15 protein-coding genes are annotated in these 19,026 nt (G+C 47.9%); 2 read left to right on the top strand and 13 right to left on the bottom strand.

What is annotated here, in order from left to right; all coding sequences use genetic code 11:
* Positions 1-9: 9 nt before the first annotated feature.
* The 7 genes from CFT65_RS03590 to CFT65_RS03560 form a co-directional block, all read right to left on the bottom strand.
* Complete coding sequence (locus CFT65_RS03590) at positions 10-1,662, bottom strand: DUF1302 domain-containing protein (RefSeq protein WP_172408417.1); 1,653 nt, start codon at positions 1,660-1,662, stop codon at positions 10-12.
* Between the two features lie 462 nt (positions 1,663-2,124).
* Positions 2,125-2,337, bottom strand: a complete 213-nt coding sequence (locus CFT65_RS03585) for a hypothetical protein (RefSeq protein WP_088826649.1) — start codon at positions 2,335-2,337, stop codon at positions 2,125-2,127.
* Between the two features lie 18 nt (positions 2,338-2,355).
* Positions 2,356-3,942: a phytoene desaturase family protein gene (locus tag CFT65_RS03580; protein ID WP_088826648.1), complete on the bottom strand. Its 1,587-nt coding sequence runs from the start codon at positions 3,940-3,942 to the stop codon at positions 2,356-2,358.
* A 119-nt stretch (positions 3,943-4,061) separates the two neighbouring features.
* Positions 4,062-5,444, bottom strand: a complete 1,383-nt coding sequence (locus CFT65_RS03575; RefSeq protein WP_088826647.1) for a DUF1329 domain-containing protein — start codon at positions 5,442-5,444, stop codon at positions 4,062-4,064.
* Positions 5,445-6,810: 1,366 nt separating this feature from the next.
* Complete coding sequence (locus CFT65_RS03570; protein ID WP_088826646.1) at positions 6,811-7,590, bottom strand: hypothetical protein; 780 nt, start codon at positions 7,588-7,590, stop codon at positions 6,811-6,813.
* Between the two features lie 433 nt (positions 7,591-8,023).
* Positions 8,024-8,884 carry an SDR family NAD(P)-dependent oxidoreductase gene (locus CFT65_RS03565; protein ID WP_088826645.1) on the bottom strand — a complete coding sequence of 287 codons (861 nt, stop codon included), beginning with the start codon at positions 8,882-8,884 and terminating at the stop codon, positions 8,024-8,026.
* 241 nt (positions 8,885-9,125) lie between these two features.
* Positions 9,126-10,526: an aromatic ring-hydroxylating oxygenase subunit alpha gene (locus tag CFT65_RS03560; protein WP_088826644.1), complete on the bottom strand. Its 1,401-nt coding sequence runs from the start codon at positions 10,524-10,526 to the stop codon at positions 9,126-9,128.
* 667 nt (positions 10,527-11,193) lie between these two features.
* On the opposite strand from CFT65_RS03560, the gene CFT65_RS03555 reads away from it, so the two are divergent.
* A complete protein-coding gene (locus tag CFT65_RS03555) occupies positions 11,194-11,652 on the top strand; it encodes a MaoC family dehydratase (protein WP_088826643.1) in 459 nt (152 codons plus the stop codon).
* Between the two features lie 420 nt (positions 11,653-12,072).
* The gene (locus tag CFT65_RS03550; RefSeq protein ID WP_088826642.1) at positions 12,073-13,329 is read left to right on the top strand and encodes an acetyl-CoA hydrolase/transferase family protein; all 1,257 of its coding nucleotides are present in this window, start codon (positions 12,073-12,075) and stop codon (positions 13,327-13,329) included.
* A gap of 116 nt (positions 13,330-13,445) precedes the next feature.
* On the opposite strand, the gene CFT65_RS03545 is transcribed toward CFT65_RS03550, so the two are convergent.
* From CFT65_RS03545 to CFT65_RS03520, 6 genes are all read right to left on the bottom strand, one after another.
* Complete coding sequence (locus CFT65_RS03545) at positions 13,446-13,877, bottom strand: universal stress protein (RefSeq protein ID WP_088826641.1); 432 nt, start codon at positions 13,875-13,877, stop codon at positions 13,446-13,448.
* 96 nt (positions 13,878-13,973) lie between these two features.
* Positions 13,974-14,879 carry an HpcH/HpaI aldolase/citrate lyase family protein gene (locus CFT65_RS03540; protein WP_088826640.1) on the bottom strand — a complete coding sequence of 302 codons (906 nt, stop codon included), beginning with the start codon at positions 14,877-14,879 and terminating at the stop codon, positions 13,974-13,976.
* 580 nt (positions 14,880-15,459) lie between these two features.
* A complete protein-coding gene (locus CFT65_RS03535; protein WP_088826639.1) occupies positions 15,460-15,747 on the bottom strand; it encodes a cytochrome C oxidase subunit IV family protein in 288 nt (95 codons plus the stop codon).
* 15 nt (positions 15,748-15,762) lie between these two features.
* Positions 15,763-16,368 (bottom strand): cytochrome c oxidase subunit 3, encoded by a 606-nt coding sequence (locus CFT65_RS03530; RefSeq protein WP_088826638.1) that lies wholly within the window; start codon positions 16,366-16,368, stop codon positions 15,763-15,765.
* 303 nt (positions 16,369-16,671) lie between these two features.
* Entirely contained in the window at positions 16,672-17,445 is a 774-nt protein-coding gene (locus CFT65_RS03525; RefSeq protein WP_088826637.1) for a hypothetical protein, read from the bottom strand.
* A gap of 535 nt (positions 17,446-17,980) precedes the next feature.
* The gene (locus CFT65_RS03520) at positions 17,981-18,982 is read right to left on the bottom strand and encodes an AraC family transcriptional regulator (protein WP_088826636.1); all 1,002 of its coding nucleotides are present in this window, start codon (positions 18,980-18,982) and stop codon (positions 17,981-17,983) included.
* Positions 18,983-19,026 lie beyond the last annotated feature (44 nt).

The raw sequence follows: 19,026 nt of genomic DNA, 5'->3' as shown, positions 1-19,026 counted from the left end.
TCAGTGATCTCAGAAGGTAGCTTTTGCAGTGAAAGATAACCAGCCGCGATCGCGCAGCAGCGGGGTACCGCCGTTGGAAGTCTGCTGGATGCCATTAGCATCTTTGGAAATGGAACCGAAGAAACCGTTATACGCCAAATTGAACTTGTACTTAGCCAAGTAGTCGGCACCAACTCCAACACTGAAGTTACCTGCCCCCTCATTGCCCCCATTGACTACGGGAGAATTCCCATAAACTCCAACCCCCAGCACTAAAGGCAGCGTCAGATCGACGCCATTCATTGCTTGGTACCAGACTGGTTCAAAAGACACAGTCATTGCTACGGAGCTGCGAGTGGAGCAACCGTCCTCAACCTCATTCGCCCCAGGAACGGTAGCGTTACACTGAGGACTTCCCTCCTTGTTATAAAATTGCGGGTTTTCCGTTACGCGATCTAGATAACTGTATGTCAATTCAGCCTGCAGGGTAGATGAATCCCACAGGGCATTTTTGCCATTCAGCATGATTGCGTTGACCAGAGCGTGCCAGGTATCGCCACGGGCAAAATCAGGAGCAAGCCCCACAGAAGCCAATGCTGTATCTTCTCTTCGCACAACTTCAACGCCGATGGAAGCATCACCTACTTGCCTGGCAAGACTCAGACCAAATAGCTTCACATCTTCGGCATACTTGTTGTAGACATTGGTAGGGACTGGACCAGAATAATCGGCAACCACATTGGGCAGAGTGTCATCGAATTCGCGGTAGTAGAAACCCAAAGTGCCAAGAGCTGATGTCCGCCATCTCAGACTTGCCCCCCACGCCCCACCATCATCGGGGGTGTCACGATCGCCTAGGACGGGAATACTGAAATTTGGTGCCAGAAACAGCCGGGTTCCGCCAGAAAACAGGAAGTCAGGTGCACCAAAATAGGTACCACCTTCTGGAAGACGACTAGGCTCCCACTCAAACTGGTAGTACGCCGCCAGTGAAATGCTGTCAGTAATTTGAGCTGTGGCCGACGCCTGATTCAAGGGCAGAAACAACTCCTGAGCTTCTATGCCGGGCGTCGCTGTGGCCTTACGCAAATCTACCGGCCCCTGCGCATACGACACACCGTGCACAAAGGAGAAAAGCGATTCACCCCAGTAGAGATTATGCTGGCCCAACCTCATGGTTACCGGGGTATCGAAAAGGTTCACCCCACCGAAAACAAAAGCGTCCAGAATCTCACCGGATGGCCCGATGTAATAGCGCTTAACCGTATCTGTATACTCCTCGCCGGGGTAGGCAGAGCCAATACCCACTGACTCATATTGAGGTAAGTTTTTTGCGGTGTCGGTATAGGCATTGTCGTACCATCCCGCGGCCGAAATTCGGGCACCGTACTTCCGCTTATAAACCAAATCGAGTTCTGAGATGATGTCCAGACGATTGGTAACAACATCACCACGGTCGAACTTGTTATCAGCAATCTGTTGAGTAGCGCTTTCGGCAAGAGCGCGCTCCTTACTTTCTGCCCTCACACCAAGATTGTAACGTACCGTATTATCCCACCGCAGCCGGACATCCGGATTACCTGTATCAAGTGCCACTGCATAGACCTCTCCCGCGGCGGTCAGCATGGCGGCACTCAGCGCCATATGAGCTAGCTGCCAACTGGCTTTTTTCATATTGAGCATTCTTCTTCCTCCCGATTGTTCTTGTTTTGCACTTGGCTGATCTGGCAATGATGCCACCCCAGACCTTTGTGCGCATATTTTATGGTAGCATATTATATGCCTAGCGCAAGTGAACGATACAGCATATTGCGAAAGCATTTAGATCTGTACGCGTCCATCCGTATTTTTATGGAACACAACTAGATTTCGCTAGCTCTTGGAATGGCAAACAAAAATCACAACGATGTGACGAAAATCCATTCAACGGCGCAGGTAACGAATTATGCCATCCAGCCCAATCACGCATAACACCCTGACAAATGTCATTAACTGCAAACACATTTTTTAGGATAGCGAAAAGAATAATCAAATAATTAAGCCGCAGGCAGGCGAAGCTCACCTCACGATGGCATTAGGCATCAATGCCCACGCCGCCTTAGCAACCATAACAATGAAAACGACACGCCAGCTTTAATCGGAGATTCAATAGGTCCTGCCGCGGAGGAAGGCCCAAATGACTTTAAATACTCCTCTAACCCCAATGAGTGAAAAACCCTTGCGCATCTCCGCGCCACTCACCACAGCTTTCACTGGCATCGCGCCCATAATTGTTCCGGTAATTACCACACAGCCGTTTTCGATCTCAACAGCATTGACTTCCATCAAATCAGACCGGGCAGTTGTTATCAGTCTCATCTCAATACCTCCAATCAGTTAAATAGCGAATGCCTGGCTCAAATCCATCTTCCAATCCATCATCATTCTCATAGCCGTTGCCCGACCGCCAAAGTTGACGGTTCCACCCGGATGCATAAATGGACCAACCAGATAAAGCTTATCAATGCCAGGAATGCGAAACTGAGCCAATTCTGGAATTGGCCGCCGCCCCATGTTTTGGCCCATGGTGGTTCCAATCCCAAAAATATCGCCGTGCGAAAAGCTTGCCGAGTGGTTATGGTGCTCCAGGGGAGATTCAATATGCCGCGCAATAACCTTAGAATCATCGATGTTAGTCGTATAACTCTTGTACTCCTCCCAGATTGCATCAGCGTAACTCTGGCGGTACTTCTCCCAACCCTGAAGCCCGCCATCCTGCAGGTCGCGTGGAGCAAAGTGGTAAAGATATAAGGCACAATGATCACGCGATGGCGCGCGGCTTGGATCCTTTCTACTATTCATTATAGTGAGCGGACTAAGATGCGTGGGGATTTCACCGTAACGGTATTGGTCAAATACTTTTCGCACCGCAAGTTCATCCTTTCGGACATATTCAATGCAGAGCGCTTCAGACCAGCGCTCATCCTGACCTGCCTTGAATTCTGGCCATTCGCTCAAAGCAATCTGCTGGTTTAATGCGCCATGATTGCTCAACCTGACTTTCTTTGCAGCAGCTGCCAATTTCTTATCAACCTCGGGAATCATTTGCTCAAGCATGTGAGGATGAATGCAACCGAGCACTGCAGCACGTGCGTTGATAGTTTCACCGCTAGCAAGCGTAACGCCTCTCGCCTCGCCAGCACTGATATTCACTTTGACGACTTCACTTTCCGTACGCACCTCCCCGCCATGATGCTGAATACAACGAATCAAGGCATTGGAAACAGCCCGGGAACCACCCACTGGAATATGCGCCTTGTGGGTATGAGCAAGACCAAACAGCCCAACCAGCATGGCGCCGGTGCCCTTGACCTCTGGACCCTCCATCGCCTCCGCTACCCACTTCATCATATGAATCCGTACTTCTGTTGACTCGAACAGATTATCAAGAATGTCATAGGCACTCTGGAACATCATATCGACCAAGCGACAGCCTCGATAACTTTCCTCCAGCATGCTGATAAACGCACCTGTCGGCAAAGGGGGAGTCGCACTACCATTACTCAATAATGGCAAAATTTCGATGCACTCCTGTGCAAAGTCACGATACCTTTCAGCATCCTTTTGCGAATACCTTGCGATATCCTGGCAGGTACGATCCAGATCACTGTACGCAACCAGCCCATCACCACTGTCAAAAATGGTTGCAAATCCGGCATCCCAGGTTTTCCATTCAAGTCCGTGCTTGGACATTAACTCCAGCTCATCATGCTGGACGGTCGGACTGGCAATACACAAATAGTAACCTGATGCATGGGTATCATTGATAAATCCGGGGGCTATCTCTATCGAGACCACACCACCACCGCATTGATCATTCTTCTCCAGAACCAAAACTTTCTTACCCGCCTTGGCTAAATACGCGGCGGACACAAGAGAGTTACTTCCTGCCCCCACTACGACAATATCAGGATCGCCATTCATTAATTCACTCCATAAACTTCACTATTCATTCTGTAACGTCAGGAAGCTTTGAACCTTTTAGGTTAAATCGAGCGTATGCGCCTGGCGGTGCATACGCGCGATTAGAACAAGCCATCGAATCACCGAAATCCAGAGCCCGCCATACCTTCAGGATTAAACAAGATATCAGAAAGAGGCTCTTCTACTACGGTCCACCCCGCTCCAGCACGCCCGAGGAGAGCTTGCACAGACCACATTCCAGTCTGTAAATCCATGTAGATGGTGCCGTCCGCTACCATTCCCCCCTTCTCGCCCTCGTAAAAAGGGATCGCAATGTTATTGGCAACACGGTAGAGCGACCCGGAGCTGTCATAATTCTCAACTGAACCAGCGCCCGGCGCATCCTCATCCCAATAAAAAACGCGCTTGGGATAAGCATGGCGATATCCATCCTTCAAAGTAGCCTCTACCTTCCAAACGCGGTGAAGTTCCCATCGAATGCAGTCAGGATTCGGAAAGTTTGCGTGGTTAACAATCTTCTCCTCCCCGCAATCGTTTGGATTATTCAAGGCAAAGTTATTGTACATAATGAACTTTTCCTCTTTACCCGCCAACGTAAAGTCATACCGATCAAGAGGACCCATGAATCCTTTCGAATCATCTATTGTGCTAGTACCGCCACTGTTTGGACTCGGAGTGTCATACGCAAGATTAGGTGCCAGCTTTACACGACGCTGGCCGGGAACATACTGCCAAATTCGAGTTCCCACATTCACAGCATCAACGCTACTGTGCAACACAAGCACACCACCCACTTTTCGCGCTGGAGCAAGATCCTCTTGACGGATTTTGATGTAAATCAATGATGAATCGTGCGGACCTTGCGCTTCGGGATCAAAAAATTTGACACGCTGATAACCCGCAGCCCTCGTCTGCAAAACCGCTTTTCCGTCAGGCGTTGTCACCCATGCATCCCAACCATCTATCGTTTTATATTCGTAAGCCGTGAACTGCAGCAAATGATTCCACATCGCCTGAGTGCCCGTTTCGGGAACCGGGAAGGGTATACCCGCGTAACACCCTTCAAGGGAAACGCCGCCGGCTATCTCTTTGCACTCTGTCAGATTTTTTTGCGTGTTTTCAATCACATACTCTGGATACGATACATCTCTGTGCGTCGGATAAATATCCATACGAAAATCTGGATACTTCTCGAAAATTTCGATCATACCGTCAAGCTGTTCAGCATATTGACTTGCATTCTCCGCAGTGATGCTAAACAAAGGCTCATCATCGTAGGGATTAGGTCGACCATTCGAGAAATCTTCACGGAAGTTGGCAGGCGTTTTCGGCGCCTTACCTGAATAAGCGGGAATCGTACCTTCCGGGTTACCCGCTTTTACCGAGCCAATGACACTTAATTCATCGTCATTACTCAGATCCAAAGCAGAAGCAAAAGATGGCAAGCTCATGCCTGCTAAGATTGAAGATATCACCACTGATTTTACTTGTTGTTTCACCATACCGGTAAACCCTCTTATATATTCAAGTTTGTTGTTTTTGGCCTAAATCCGTAGCACTGAGTCGACTGCAAGTACATCCATGCCAAGAGCCAGAGAGCCTTGATCAGACGAGGCACCCATCAGACTGAGCTCGCCTACTGCACCACTCCTTTTCGAGAAGCAGTGAGCGGCTCTCCCACCGCGGCCTCTATGTAGCTTTCATTCCATTGAAGCCAACAACCCGAGATACCACCACTACAATATTGTATTCTTTAATACTTTATTGTTCAAGCCTTTCTTGAGGGCAACAGGCTCGGAGTAGCCAAGCTCTACCGGCCCTGAATAAACGTTTCGAACGAATTGCCAACCTTCTCTGCCTGTAGCTAGTAGCGGCGCAGCTGGCTCAGCTGAGGATGGTTCTCACCGGACGTGCATCAAGGGTGATCCTGACCCAGTATTAGTGCCACCCGACACCGGCCAACTTAATTGACGCTGTATATCCAGCACTCCCGAGCAAGCTTAGCAGCACGCGCATTAAGATTCCCCAAGCCGGCCGTGCCGTTATGGAGGAGTGGCCCGCAGAGCAGGACTGCCGTTAGCAGCAGCGAATACTAGTTACTCAGCACTCGCCGCCGGGATTCCAAGGTGTTCTACTGACACACTGCCTCCCATTGCGTCAAAACAATGCAATGGTTGCGGTTGCATAAAGGACTGAGGAAAAAGCTTTTGGATAGCGGCAAAAAATGACCATGGCATTGGATGTCGTTGACTCCGACGTCTGAGTATCTCGAGTCAAAGTCGAGAAACTTGTTTCGCTTATGGGCCAGTTCATTCATCCCGGCAGATTGGCAACCAGAAAATTTGACAAAAATTTGTCCCACATTGGCATGACACATGGTCAGGCTGCAGCACCAATGCACTTTTGCCTTATAGATGAGGACTCCTATCGGGTTCTATCCCGCTTCCATCACACCTTGCCGGATATAGCCCGCTTGCAGTGCTAGGGAAACAACTCGTTAGGGCGGACCTGCACTGTAAGCGGCAGGTGATCCAATCTTGAGTGAGGCCCTCCCCGGCAACGCCGGGGAGGGAGGGGGGGGCCTAATGTACCAGGGGGATTCAGCCTATCGTCGCAACAACGAACTGCTGAATAGATTTGAGATCCCAATCAGCGCTTCGGCTGGTGTCTTCCGGCCGGGTGTCTTTTCAGATAGCTCCTTCCTGCGATACCAAGTTAATAATTCCCACAGTTGGACTGGTAGACTAGCGACTATCTTCTTCCGTACATTCGCCATGTGATCCAAGGAATCGGCGTATGCTGAAGCCAATCAATTAAGCTGCTCTTCACTGGACACCGGTGGTGTTTGGGTAAAACTATAAGGCGCCATCATGCCTTGGCACATCTCTCAAGAACACGACCACCAAGATATACCGCCCCAACTGCAAAAAGAGCCGAGCAAAAGGCTGCTATGTTATTGAGCGTAACGCTGCTTGTGCTATTGAGAGCTATGTAAACCGGTGAAACGATCGGTACGTGGCACGCGAAAAGCAGTAGCGGTGTCAGGAGCGCGAGGCTCCAGGTTCTGCGTTTGAGCAACAGACTGCTCCAAATTAAATGAGCTATCAGTCCAACCAACATCAGTGCAGCGGCGTTAGCGATCGACCAGATTATAGGAAAGCCATATAGCATGAACGACTGATTTTCGCCGAAGTATTTCCAGAGCCCCGCGCTGATCAGCGGTGGCTCAAAAACAAGCGCAAACACAGTAGTTATTGAGAAGAAGCCCCACCACCCCCGAGCAGATAATTGATTGCGTTCAAGTTTGACAAAAATCCATGTCACTACCCCGCCCATGTACGTCACGGCTACGATAGGATGAAAGAGGGGAATGGCAATTCCGAGCAAAACAAAAGCCGTACGCTGACCAATCTGAGGATATGTAAAATGCCCCAGCAGGCTTACAAATGGTTCATGAAAGGTACATGCGGCTGCACCGATAAGCAGGAAGATCGGATAGACGACCTGGTCCCTTCGGCATATGTTGATCGCGAAGTACACCATTATCAGAGCGGATAAAGAAGCTGCCCAGAGTATCAGGTTTTCAGCCAGCTCCGGCATTACCAGGCTCGGCCTATTAGACATCAATTCCAAACCGGTTGCAGTCATACATCGTTCCCATCTTGGTATCGTTCAGTTTCAAGAACCCTGTCGAAGCGGAGTGCTCTATAGAACCAGCTGTTCGCGCTGCTTTGCTATTCAGCCTAGCCTCACCAAACGCGGAACTAAATAGTATGCAATGCATACCATATGGTACAAGTCTATATAAATTCTGTTGCGTTGAAAACACCTTTTTATAAGAGGCCAGACGACTACGATGGGCATGATTTGCTGATTTCCGCATGACCTGCAGCAGCAAGAAATCCGACAAACCAACGCCAACCCCATTGCAGATGCGCTTCACCAATGGGCACAGCGCCATCGACCAGGCAAGCGCGTCAGCGCTTCTCACCGTTTGAGACTGTAATACAGCCCTTTGACCGTGAGGCTCTCTGTACCTCGGCTGTTACAATCAACTAGCTGGGAGTTTTTAAAAATGCAGTTACGGCTTTAGCGCCTTGTTATTTAAGGACAGACCCATCACGAAATCCATAAGCCGGGCGGGCAGCAACCAATTCAGGAAACAAACAATTTTAGAGTCACCACCAATTTGATAGCGCAGTCTTGGTTTGGCGCTGAACATAGCCCGCTCCAGGCCCTCCGAACACGCGTCAGTATCAATTCCCTTTACTGTGCTAACTAATTTGTGATAACGAAGATATAGATTCTCATATTGTTCGCGCATGCTTGGGGGTAGCCTGCCTACATGCTCATTTACAAAGCTTGCTTGATCTTCGAGCATATCAGTTTGCACCACTCCAGGCTCCGCCACCACTACGTGCAAATTCATCCCTCGAGTCTCTCTGCGCAAGGTATCGGCGAGCGACTCAATAGCATGCTTCGAGGCACAATATGCACCAAGCAATGGCCCTGAAGCCTGCCCCCATAAGGATGTGACCAGAACAACACGCCCACCATGGCCACGCAACCTCGGTATTGACTGCTTGAGTAGACGTAGGCTGCCTAGAGTATTGGTGTTAATAACTTGTTGAAACTTCTCCACAGAGGTAATTTCCACAGCCCCTGGACCAGAAATTGCTGCGCAGTGAACCACGACTTTAAGGTCACGCCCTTCTAGCTCCTGGTCAACCTGAGCGAATCCTCTTTCCACGCTTTGAGTGTCTGCGAAATCCATAACGACCACGCGAAGATTAGGATGCTCTCCAAACGCGTTCAAATCCGAGTCCTTGCGCACCACAGCCACGGTAAAATCGCCACGCAGGATTGCTCGCTCCACGAGTCTCCTACCGATTCCCCTGGCAGCTCCAGTTACCAGCACACAGCTTGGTTTATTTTTGTTCATTGTTGATCACCCCAAGTTTGCAACGTCTCACCTATTGAGAGGCGCTGAAGCCCAAACGATACATGGCAGATAGTATTGTAGCAAACTACCATGAAGCAATCATAGTATTTTTACACAACTCTCCTCTCCCGAAGGAATACACATTCCAACTGCATAGTGTTTTTTCCGCCTGCAACTAATTGGCGCCGACCAGGGCAGGCAGATCTTACCTGCCTGCCCAAAACTTAACACCGCTATTAGCTCAGGGACGGCCCAGCACCTTCATCAACACCTGATGGAAGTGGCGGATACGGCTTTCCTGGTAGCGGCCTAAAGTAACGCCTTCAGGGTCACCAGGCCAACTCTTCATTCCAAGATGAACAAAAGGCATGTTGTCATTGTCCTGATCGAAAATCTCACCCATGGCTCCGATGTGTGGTTCAAGCTTCTCTTCCGGCTCAAGATAAAGCGTTTTTGCGGCCGGAGGCCTAACGCCCTCGTCTGGAGCGCGGACGAGCATCCAAATATCGAAATAACAACTGTCGGGAGAGTCGCTATCTGGCCGAAAAACATAACTTAAAGGAAGACCCTCTCCGTACCATGGACAGAAATTCGGGAACAAGTAGTATTGGATGGTGTCGAGCATTTCGGCATCTGACAGATCGGAATAATCTGAGTGCGTCATACTCGCCATGGTCTGACGTCGCCATTCGGCAATGGTAGCACGGCTGTTTATGTCATCCGGGAGGCTATTCGCTTCGTCAGAGCGTAACGCATTGAGCAATGCCCATACATCTGCAATGGCGCCCAGGGCGGTCGCATCCTTAGCGTGTTTGCTTGGAACTCCGGTTGGAGTGATAAGCCGACTGAAATGAGCTTCGCCTTCATCATAAATATCATACTGGGTACCATGCTCGGCCACTGAAGATAGCGCCTGAGGGTGTGTCTGGATAACATGGTAGGACTCCAGAAACGCTTCCATTGTGACCTTCCAATTGGCATTGACCCGCTTCTGGACGTGCCAGAGCGTAAATCGTTTATCTAACGGCCAACGATCAAAATGGCTAGCCATCAAGCCCAGGTGCTCCCGTAATGGAATGGCATTCAAGTCGGGGTTGATGAACACGAAACCACCCCAAGTGTCTATCAAGACCTCACGGAGGGAGAATTTTTCAGCTTCCACATCGGGAAAATCCCAAGCACCAGGATAAAAGGCCAGCTTTCCCTCAAGAGTCCAGGTCCAAGCGTGGTAACCGCAGCGTATGTGCTTGGCTCCGCTTCCGCTTTTGTCCACGAGGCACCGACCACGGTGCAGACAGACATTCCAGTACGCTTTTAACTGCATGTCGGCACAGCGCACAACCAGAAATGACAGTCCAGCAACCTTATAGACAAAATGATCCCCAGCTTCGGGAATTTCTTCTTCACGACAGGCAACCTGCCAGGTACGCTTCCAGAGCTTTTCCACTTCCTGCCTATGGAAGTCCATGGACGTGTATCGTTCCGGCGGAATCTTGCCGGAACCAAGATTTGGTGAACTCTCTTCGATAAGAAATTTCGGCACAGACTTGCTGTCGGCCTGAGCAAGCTCTCGCCAGGTGGGCGACAGCTCAGTTCCGAGACCGCGCTGGAATTGATTGAACTCATCTTGCACATTGCTCATAGGAATCTCCCGATATGTTTTTTTGTGCTACACCGAAGCAAAGAGTCCGGCATCTCTTTCCATACAATATTGCCGCCTACTTCATATCGCACCTTAATCATCGGAAGCCTTAATCATCTTGATATGCATCAATACCTTTGCAATAGCATCCAGAACGCTCCAGGGAGGCAAAAGTACTTTTCGAGAAACTCGCAGGCTTCTTCTCAAGACAGGGGTAGCCACTTTCTGTGGCTGGGATGTGCCTCCAAATGCCATGCCCAATGATCGGGATCGTATTTTTTTGATGAAAGAACAAGTCGCTGGCGTCCAACCGCCACACCGCATCTCCCCCTAGAGGAGACCGCTGTCAAATGGACACTTCAGAATCCACACATTCTTTATGCTTGCATATCGTCTTATCTCTTACTATAATGCTAAAAACTAAAACGGGGATTTACGTGAAACCCTCTCACAAGCATCGGCTAACGAGAAACAGTTAACCGAAGACCGAAGGTGATCCACGTTCCCCTAAAAGTTGACGTGCATGAAGTGAGTCGCCCTCTTAGTTGCTGGAAGTTGGCGCGGAGCTAAAGAGGAGCCATTCGAAAGACTGTTTTGGTGAATGACAAGCTTTGCGCAGATATAGATCCCCCGAACTGTCTAAGTTCAAGTTAATTCGAGGAAGCACATGGCTGGGCGCTATTTTGACCAACTTAATATCGATGACGCATTTGAGCATGAAACGAGAAAAACGATTACCGAGTCTGACAATACTTGGTTTTGCGGTATAACCTACAATCCTGCTCAGATCCACATAGACGCCGATTACTGCAAGAATACCGAATTTGGTAAACCTCTCGTTAACTCTGTATTAACTTTGGGATTCATTATCGGGGTGAGCGTCCAAGATACGACTCTGGGGACCACAGTAGCAAACCTCGGGTTCAGCGAAGTCCAGTTTCCAAACCCGGTATTTTATGGAGATACCTTACGTTCAGTGACTACGGTCACTGAGAAACGAAAATCTAAATCTCGAAAAAATGCAGGCATTGTCACGTTTACTCATACTGGATACAACCAGAATGACCAAGTGGTCTGTAAGTGCACGCGTCAGGCGTTGATGCTTTGCGCTCCGGGAAATTCATAGGGCTCTTTATTATAAGAATCAAATTTTACTCTATCCTATTATTTAACGCCCTAGGGCTTGGCTTTTATTTAGAGTGCAACAAATATATCAAGACCCGTGGTGTTGAGGTAATACTAGTTGTTGTGGGGCGCTAGCCCTTTTTCCGGGGACAGCCTGGGTTAGCTATGAAGCTCTACTCAGGAATCCTTGCCTCATTTCTGTCCCCGGCTTTTTTGTATTTAGGCTCTCACATTGATAATTAAATTATAGCGATCTTGGAATTTGACAAAACACCGAATTTATAGAAGATAAAATTAAGAACTCAACCGCTCAAGCGAACTGTTTAATTGCGAAAAAAGTTTTTATAAGCAGAATATAAAATCAAAAAAACAACTATAGCTCTATCATCCATGATATTAATTATACCTAGAGAGCCCAATCATGCCGACCTCTGAAGCTCTGAACGACTTCGTCAAGCGGCTAAAACCGGGAATGACCGTCTATGTTCCAGGCGTTTCAGGAGAGAGTCTCGCTTTTTACAGAGCACTTAAAGCCACACCTGATGCATGCATGGGAGTGCGTTTTGTGGGGGCTCTTTTCCCCGGCATTAATCGGTCCGACTATTTGGGGTTGCACCCGGAATCCCGCCAGCGAAATTATTTTATGCTTCCTGGGCTTCGGGCAGGACTCGAAGATGGTCGAGCAGAACTCCTTCCGTTAGACTATCCAGGAATTTTCCGGGACCTTCAACAAAACACAGAAATTGATGTCGCAGTCGCTCAGGTAACGCCTCCAGACGCAAGCGGCCACTGCTCCCTTGGGCTTTCCCAGGATTTTATACCTGCTGTATGGGACAAGGCCAAGATCAAGGTTCTTCACATAAACCCCTCCCTGCCGAGGACGCAAGGCTCATTCCGCATTCGCTTTCACGATGCGGATGTTTGCTGCGACGAGACATCGGATGTGGTGCACTACAGCAACCCTGTCCCAGGAACACTGCAACATGACATTGCCGAACACGTCGTCAATTTGGTCAATGATGGTGACACACTGGAACTAGGGATTGGAAAACTGCCATCTGCCGTACTGGAAGGCCTTACATCCCATCGCGACCTAAAAATCTATTCGGGAATGGTGTTACCCAATGTGAGCTCTTTGATAGATAGCGGGAGCATCAAAGGGCGGGGCGCTGTACGAACGGGGGCTGCCCTAGGCGATACTCAGTTCTACGAACGACTTGATAAAGATCCCACTTTCTATTTCCAACCAGTAAGCGAAAGCCACAGCGTTCGGCGAATTAGTGAGATTCCCGGCTTTTGCGCAATAAATTCGGCTATAGAAGTCGACCTTTTCGGGCAAATTAATTCAGATTCTGTCAAGGGGCGGCAGCTTGCTGGTGTCGGCGGCTTACCAAGTTTTGTGGCTGGAGCAAGACTATCTGAACGAGGACGATCTATAATAGTTCTGCCTTCGATGACGGATAATCAGAAGTTCAGCCGCATCGTTCCGGCACTTTCAAGCATGTGCTGCACAGCTGTCCCAAGACACGATGCGGATTACGTTATCACTGAACAGGGGGTGGCCAATCTGCGCGGGCTGTCAATACATGAGCGAGCCCAGGCTTTGATCTCTATCGCGGCCCCATCAATAAGAGACGAACTATTCGAGGAGTGGCGCTCCATCATCAAGCGCTTGTAGTGCTTCATTTCAACTGCGCTTTCTCGATGGAGCTCAACGCAATTTTAATCTCCAATGCGCGCCCTGAATGTCGCCTGCTCTACCGTTTTCTGCATGATCTAAGTTCAACCGGTAGGTCACTTGACCAAAACCACTGGAACCGCTGCCTCGTGAAGCACCCTGGTTGCCACGGACCCCATTACCAAGTTGGCAAGATTACTCATTCCACGTGTTCCCATGATAATGGTGTCGCAGCCGTAACGCTCCACCGCTGACCCAACGGCAGTCGCAATATCGCCAATCATTCCGTGAGATTTGCAGTCTATTCCATCAGCCTTCAGAATTTCCATAGCTTCAGCGTTTATGGATTCGCTGTGCTGTTTGGCTGCACTATTCAATTCTCCCAACAGCGATTGAGATGCATAATCACCGAACAACGTCGGCTCCGGCTGAACATTAACTAAATGCACAGCACCGCATCTCAACCCCTCTTTTCTGAGCGTCAAAACATAATCGACAGCTCGCTTTGCTGACTTTGAACCATCGAATGGAACCAATATGCTCTTCACAATGCCCCCTACACCTAGTTGATCACCAAGGATTTACTCCGCTGGCCCAAAATCGATACTGAGGCCAAGTCCTCAAATTTTGGTTAATTTTAGAACTCAACGCACTCCAACACTGTCAAGCACACGCTGTGCAGCCTTTAGATGCGGAATGTCTAACATCTTTCCATCTAGCGACACCGCTCCCTCACCTTTCTCAAAGGCTTCGAGAACCCGTTTAGCATATAGCACCTCTGCCTCAGAAGCCGTGAACGCCTCATTGATCACTTCTAGCTGCCCTGGGTGAATCGCTACCTTTCCAGTAAATCCGTCGTGGCGGCTCTCCCTGGCACTAGCCAGGCAACCGTCTGAATCTCTGAAGTCTACGTACACTGTATCAATAGCTTGAACGTCCAACATATGCGCGGCCAACAACATCTGGCCTCGAACCTGCTGGTATAGAAAACGCCATGATCCATCCTTATTTCGGGGATCACCAGCACCCATGGCGCTACTTAAGTCTTCAGCGCCCCAGATCAAGCCTCTCAGTCTTGGCCTGGGCTTATCACCCAGTTCGGACAAACGCAGCACTGCCTCAGGAGTTTCCGTGGCTACGGCAATAATTTTGGTCTGACCAACGGTTACGCCTGTCATGGCTTCAGCCATTTCAAGCCAGTGGCCAACCACGTCAATATCTTCCGGGCCGCATATCTTGGGCAGAACAATACCGACCGGCTGCATCGGTACCACTGCAGCAAGATCCTTCAGTAGTTCACCAGAACGCACATCGTTCACTCTCACCCAGTGTTCCGAGCGGCAGGTGTTGGTTTTAAAAAACTCCCCCAGCTTTATTCGTGCCAGAGGTTTATTTGCTGGCAAAACAGAATCCTCGAGATCAAAAGCGATTGCATCGGCCTCAAGCTCAATGGATTTCGCCAATTTTCTGTCATTATCTGCGGGAACGAACAAGATCGAACGAATAATACGATCTCTCACGTTCGAAGAGCCTTCCTGTGGGAGCGCCATAAAAGATCCTTTCGTATTGCTTTTTCCCCTTTCCATACAGTATACCTTGCTATGGTATTGCACACTACTTCTTGCCAGGGAACGCTTATGATAATCTCACCGCAACTCAAAATGTTACGGAGATCTCACTGCCTCCTATTTCGGCGGGCAGAATCTTACGGCTCCATTCTTCAAGTACTTCCGGATCACTGGCGAAACTAAGATTAAGCACACTGATGGCCGCCTGCCGTCGACGCCCGAAGGAAAAGCTACCTATTCACTAGGATCAAGGAACGCAATGTCGCCGTAACAACTGCTATCGTTTCTGCCCTGCTAAGGCGGATGTATTCGAGTACATCGAAGTGTTTTATAAACGGGCGACGTCACACCCAGCTGACTGGCATATCAATACCTGCACGAGGCCGAAAGGATTTTGGTGCCTTTCTTCTGCACTACTACAACCATTAAAACCCTCACGCATTCCAGAGTAGTTTTCTTACATTGCGGCTTAGCAAAGGTTAAAATATTCTCGTCGATGGGTTGACTACTACGGCATTCACAAACAAAGTTATGAATTTAACCTTATCCGGATGAACGAAGATCAAGCTAGGTACGCTCGGTAGAAAAACACCGCCAGTGCTGTCGAAACCACCAACAACCAGGCTTCGAAAGCAAAACGGAGCGGCAGCGGTGCGTGCCTGACCTCCATAAAATTCATTACAACCAGACGGACTTTAAAAAAGGTCAATAAAACCATTGCCACCGAAATAAACACATGAAGATTCTCTGACAAAACCTCATATTCACTGCCCAATATCCAAGACGCTCCGGTCAATCCCGCCAAAACCATCCAAACATAGGTTTCTCGTATCATTATCAATTCTTTCATCAAACTCACTCCAAATTATCGGATCAAGTACAGCAACGGAAACAAAACAATCCAAAGAAAATCCACCATATGCCAGTAGACTGCAACCGATTCAAATTTGGGTAATTCAGACGATTCTATTTTCTCTGCTCTCGTTTTTCGCCAGAAATAAATAAGTAGCCCCATTCCAACCAGCAAATGAACAAAATGTATCCCAGTAAAAATGAAGTAAAACATAAAAAAGTCATTCGTCATGGGTGTAATGTCGGCGTGAATCTTTTCCCTATATTCCAGAATTTTAACAACGCCAAAACCTGCACCACAAGCAATTGCAGCCAACGTAAAGCGACCGGCTATCTCGCGGAGGTTACTTCTCACTGCGTTCAACGCAATTACTACAAACCAAGAGCTGGTCAATAACAATAGGGTATTTAGAACTCCAAAGTTTACATTTAAGTACGCTTGGGAAGCTCGGTACATATCGGGCTGAAGTGAAAAATAATAGGCGAACACTACGAAAAACAAGCCAAATATAGTCGTATCGCCCAGCACAAAAACCCAAAGCCCTTCTTCCGCAGGAAGTCGCTTCCGCTTATAAACAGTCCCACTCAAACCTTGTTTTTTTCGCAGTGCAGCTTCCATCTCAATACCCTTTTCCGAAATTCAAAGCTAGTATTTTTGTATACTTAGAACCTAGGGAGCTGAGCATACCTCTGATTGGCGGAATAAGAGAAGCATCCTTGCTTATTAGGATATGAACGTCGCGGTATATCGCCAATCCACCAAGTCCATCTACTGATTTTCCTTATCCACTAAGTTCCTTTGCGTCGGCGAACACAGAAACCAGTTCTTAAGACAAATCGCCACCGCATTAACGTCAGTTTATTGAACTATGCCATGTGATGAGCAATAAACTGTCAAAGCTTTTTTGATACTAGAGATTACTCACGCCGCCGAAATAGAATTCGAAGCATCGTTACTCTCTTGATATTTTTTTTTGCGCTCTCTTAACTGTACCTCAGCATTGACCGCGCGGATTGCCAGCACTGAGAAGAGAGCAATCCAGAAGAAGAAAACGACCATGGGAATGTAAAAAACAAATAGACCATTCAAAGAAAACGGTCCGGTTTTAAAAAACAGTACCAGGGCCGCTTCAAACATAAAAAATGCACAAAACAAATTGAAATAACCCGACCAGCGCGGATAAACCGGGTTTGAAGATTTATCATTTAAGATCACCACCGCCAACGCGATTTGATACAGACCAAATGGTGCCCCAGTAAACAATACACCTAGCCAACCGATATCATTTAGAAGTTGGGTTATTTCTGGAGTAGTTTCTCCAGCACGCCATGAGGCGACACCCCAAAAATATCCGATCAAAAGAACGACCACGACACAAGCAGCAAGACTTACCACTTGGACGTAATACATCAAGGGGTAATCACCTTCTACTTTCTTAGGCAAAAACGAAACAACCATGCCCCAAGTAGTATAAAATATACTTGTGAATATCATGATTGTAGCAGCGAAACGGATCGACACCAGATTGGACGTATAATCTCCAAGAGTCTTTGCAACCGAATCCGCTGCGGATGGAGGTAAAATATAAACCCCATTAGCAACATAAGTCGCAGCAAACACCCAAAGAAAACAGAACACAAATCCGGTCCATGCGCAAACCTTAAATGCCCTAGGGTTAAAACCATCCTCGTACATAATTTTTACTCCCGATGAATCCTACAGTTTAAACTCAATATCAATTCAATTATCGAAAACCAAAATAAAGCTAGATCCAATGTTTAAAAATATTTATTCAAACAACCAAAATTGTCCTGACATTCGACAACAGACTAGCTAGGCATTCATTGGACAAAATTGGGCGCTTGTACCGAAATAGCCACACACTTCCTACAACACGTTACTGTTAGTAACTGGAATCTCCTGCAGAATTTTCTGACGTTTTTTAGTCACGCCATTTTGTTCTACTCGCTTCCATAATCGAACACTAGCGGAATAATTTATGGCTGTACTGAGCAGGCATACATTCATGAGTTTTTTAAAGAGTATCATTTTAGTATTCCATATTATTTTTATTGCTATTCGAAGCGAACAATTCACTACAGCATTAAGTATAAGTAAAGAAAACTTTGGAACAAGTAATCAGAGGGCGTTAGGCCTTAAGCGCAAGCATGGTGGCCCATAGAGCAAGACACTAACTTCCATCAAAGTATCTGACTCCTGCAGTGACTGGTTAGTCCCTGACTTTATCTCGATACTCATTAATTGTTAAACCTGTCCACGACTTAAAAGCCCTACGGAAAGCGTTCGTATCCTGGAACCCCAAAGCATAAGCTATTTCTTTTGCTGCCATATCCGAAGTTCGCAAATACTCCTTCGCCAATTCACCACGAATTTCTTTTACCAAGTCGGTAAAGGTATAGCCTTCTTCTCGAAGATAACGCCGAACACCACGAGGGCTCATACCCAGCAATTGAGAAACTACTTCCAGCGAGGCTCCACCTTGCCGTTGATTCAACAACAGGTTTCGAATTCTGGAGGAGAACGGCTTGGTTTCCGAGATATGCTTCATAATCTGGCGGCAGTGCCGTAAACAGATGGTATTGAGTTCTGAATCTGCACTTCTAAGTGGCTGCGACAAAGGCAATTTCTCGAAAACTAAACGCGTTGATCTTGAATTAAAATGAACCGGACAGGGCAAATACCGCTGATAAACTTCTTGATGAACCGGCGCCGCATAAGATAAATACAAAGCCTTTGGTATTACCGCCTGATGAGTCAGGGCAGCACCTGCCTTCATTACTATCATGACAATTTCTTCGACACCAAAGTTATACACAAAGCCCATCGGCCTCATTTCTTCAATATTCAAAGACCAAGTATCATCATGCTGCTCTACCAACTCCGTCATGATGTGTGTACCAACAAGTGTATTGCTATAACGAGTCCACAACTCAACAGCGTGCCTAGCTGTTGGTGCTGAAATCATTGCGTGTCCAACGACTCCAAAATCTGCAAGCTCGAAATCACTACCAATATCGAATCCAATTCCTTGGTTTCCGGTTAGACGAATCATATTGCCGATAACTGTTTGGTACTGTGCAAAGCTTATCAGCAATGTTGAATCATCAAGCGTATTTCTATTAATATGGCTGCCTCGAAGGACCTCATCTACAGGATGCCCTCGGAGCTCCATAAACTTGGCGTAATGTCGAATTTTTGTTTGACGAAACATAACATCCCCAAAACGCTAAGAATATTTCATGCTGGCCGGAATTC

It is taken from the genome of Marinobacter sp. es.048 (assembly GCF_900188435.1).
In the GTDB taxonomy this organism is placed as follows: Bacteria; Pseudomonadota; Gammaproteobacteria; order Pseudomonadales; family Oleiphilaceae; genus Marinobacter.
The sequence above is the reverse complement of the archived record's forward strand: the minus strand, read 5'-3'. Positions and strand labels throughout refer to the sequence as shown.

Bases quoted from the DNA above. Each gene is read 5' to 3' on its own strand.
- CFT65_RS03535 (WP_088826639.1), bottom strand. From the start codon at position 15,747: ATGAAAGAATTGATAATGATACGAGAAACCTATGTTTGGATGGTTTTG.
- CFT65_RS03565 (WP_088826645.1), bottom strand. From the start codon at position 8,884: ATGAACAAAAATAAACCAAGCTGTGTGCTGGTAACTGGAGCTGCCAGG.
- CFT65_RS03540 (WP_088826640.1), bottom strand. From the start codon at position 14,879: ATGGCGCTCCCACAGGAAGGCTCTTCGAACGTGAGAGATCGTATTATT.
- CFT65_RS03560 (WP_088826644.1), bottom strand. From the start codon at position 10,526: ATGAGCAATGTGCAAGATGAGTTCAATCAATTCCAGCGCGGTCTCGGA.
- CFT65_RS03590 (WP_172408417.1), bottom strand. From the start codon at position 1,662: ATGCTCAATATGAAAAAAGCCAGTTGGCAGCTAGCTCATATGGCGCTG.
- CFT65_RS03525 (WP_088826637.1), bottom strand. From the start codon at position 17,445: ATGTACGAGGATGGTTTTAACCCTAGGGCATTTAAGGTTTGCGCATGG.
- CFT65_RS03580 (WP_088826648.1), bottom strand. From the start codon at position 3,942: ATGAATGGCGATCCTGATATTGTCGTAGTGGGGGCAGGAAGTAACTCT.
- CFT65_RS03575 (WP_088826647.1), bottom strand. From the start codon at position 5,444: ATGGTGAAACAACAAGTAAAATCAGTGGTGATATCTTCAATCTTAGCA.
- CFT65_RS03585 (WP_088826649.1), bottom strand. From the start codon at position 2,337: ATGAGACTGATAACAACTGCCCGGTCTGATTTGATGGAAGTCAATGCT.
- CFT65_RS03570 (WP_088826646.1), bottom strand. From the start codon at position 7,590: ATGACTGCAACCGGTTTGGAATTGATGTCTAATAGGCCGAGCCTGGTA.
- CFT65_RS03530 (WP_088826638.1), bottom strand. From the start codon at position 16,368: ATGGAAGCTGCACTGCGAAAAAAACAAGGTTTGAGTGGGACTGTTTAT.
- CFT65_RS03550 (WP_088826642.1), top strand. From the start codon at position 12,073: ATGCCGACCTCTGAAGCTCTGAACGACTTCGTCAAGCGGCTAAAACCG.
- CFT65_RS03520 (WP_088826636.1), bottom strand. From the start codon at position 18,982: ATGTTTCGTCAAACAAAAATTCGACATTACGCCAAGTTTATGGAGCTC.
- CFT65_RS03555 (WP_088826643.1), top strand. From the start codon at position 11,194: ATGGCTGGGCGCTATTTTGACCAACTTAATATCGATGACGCATTTGAG.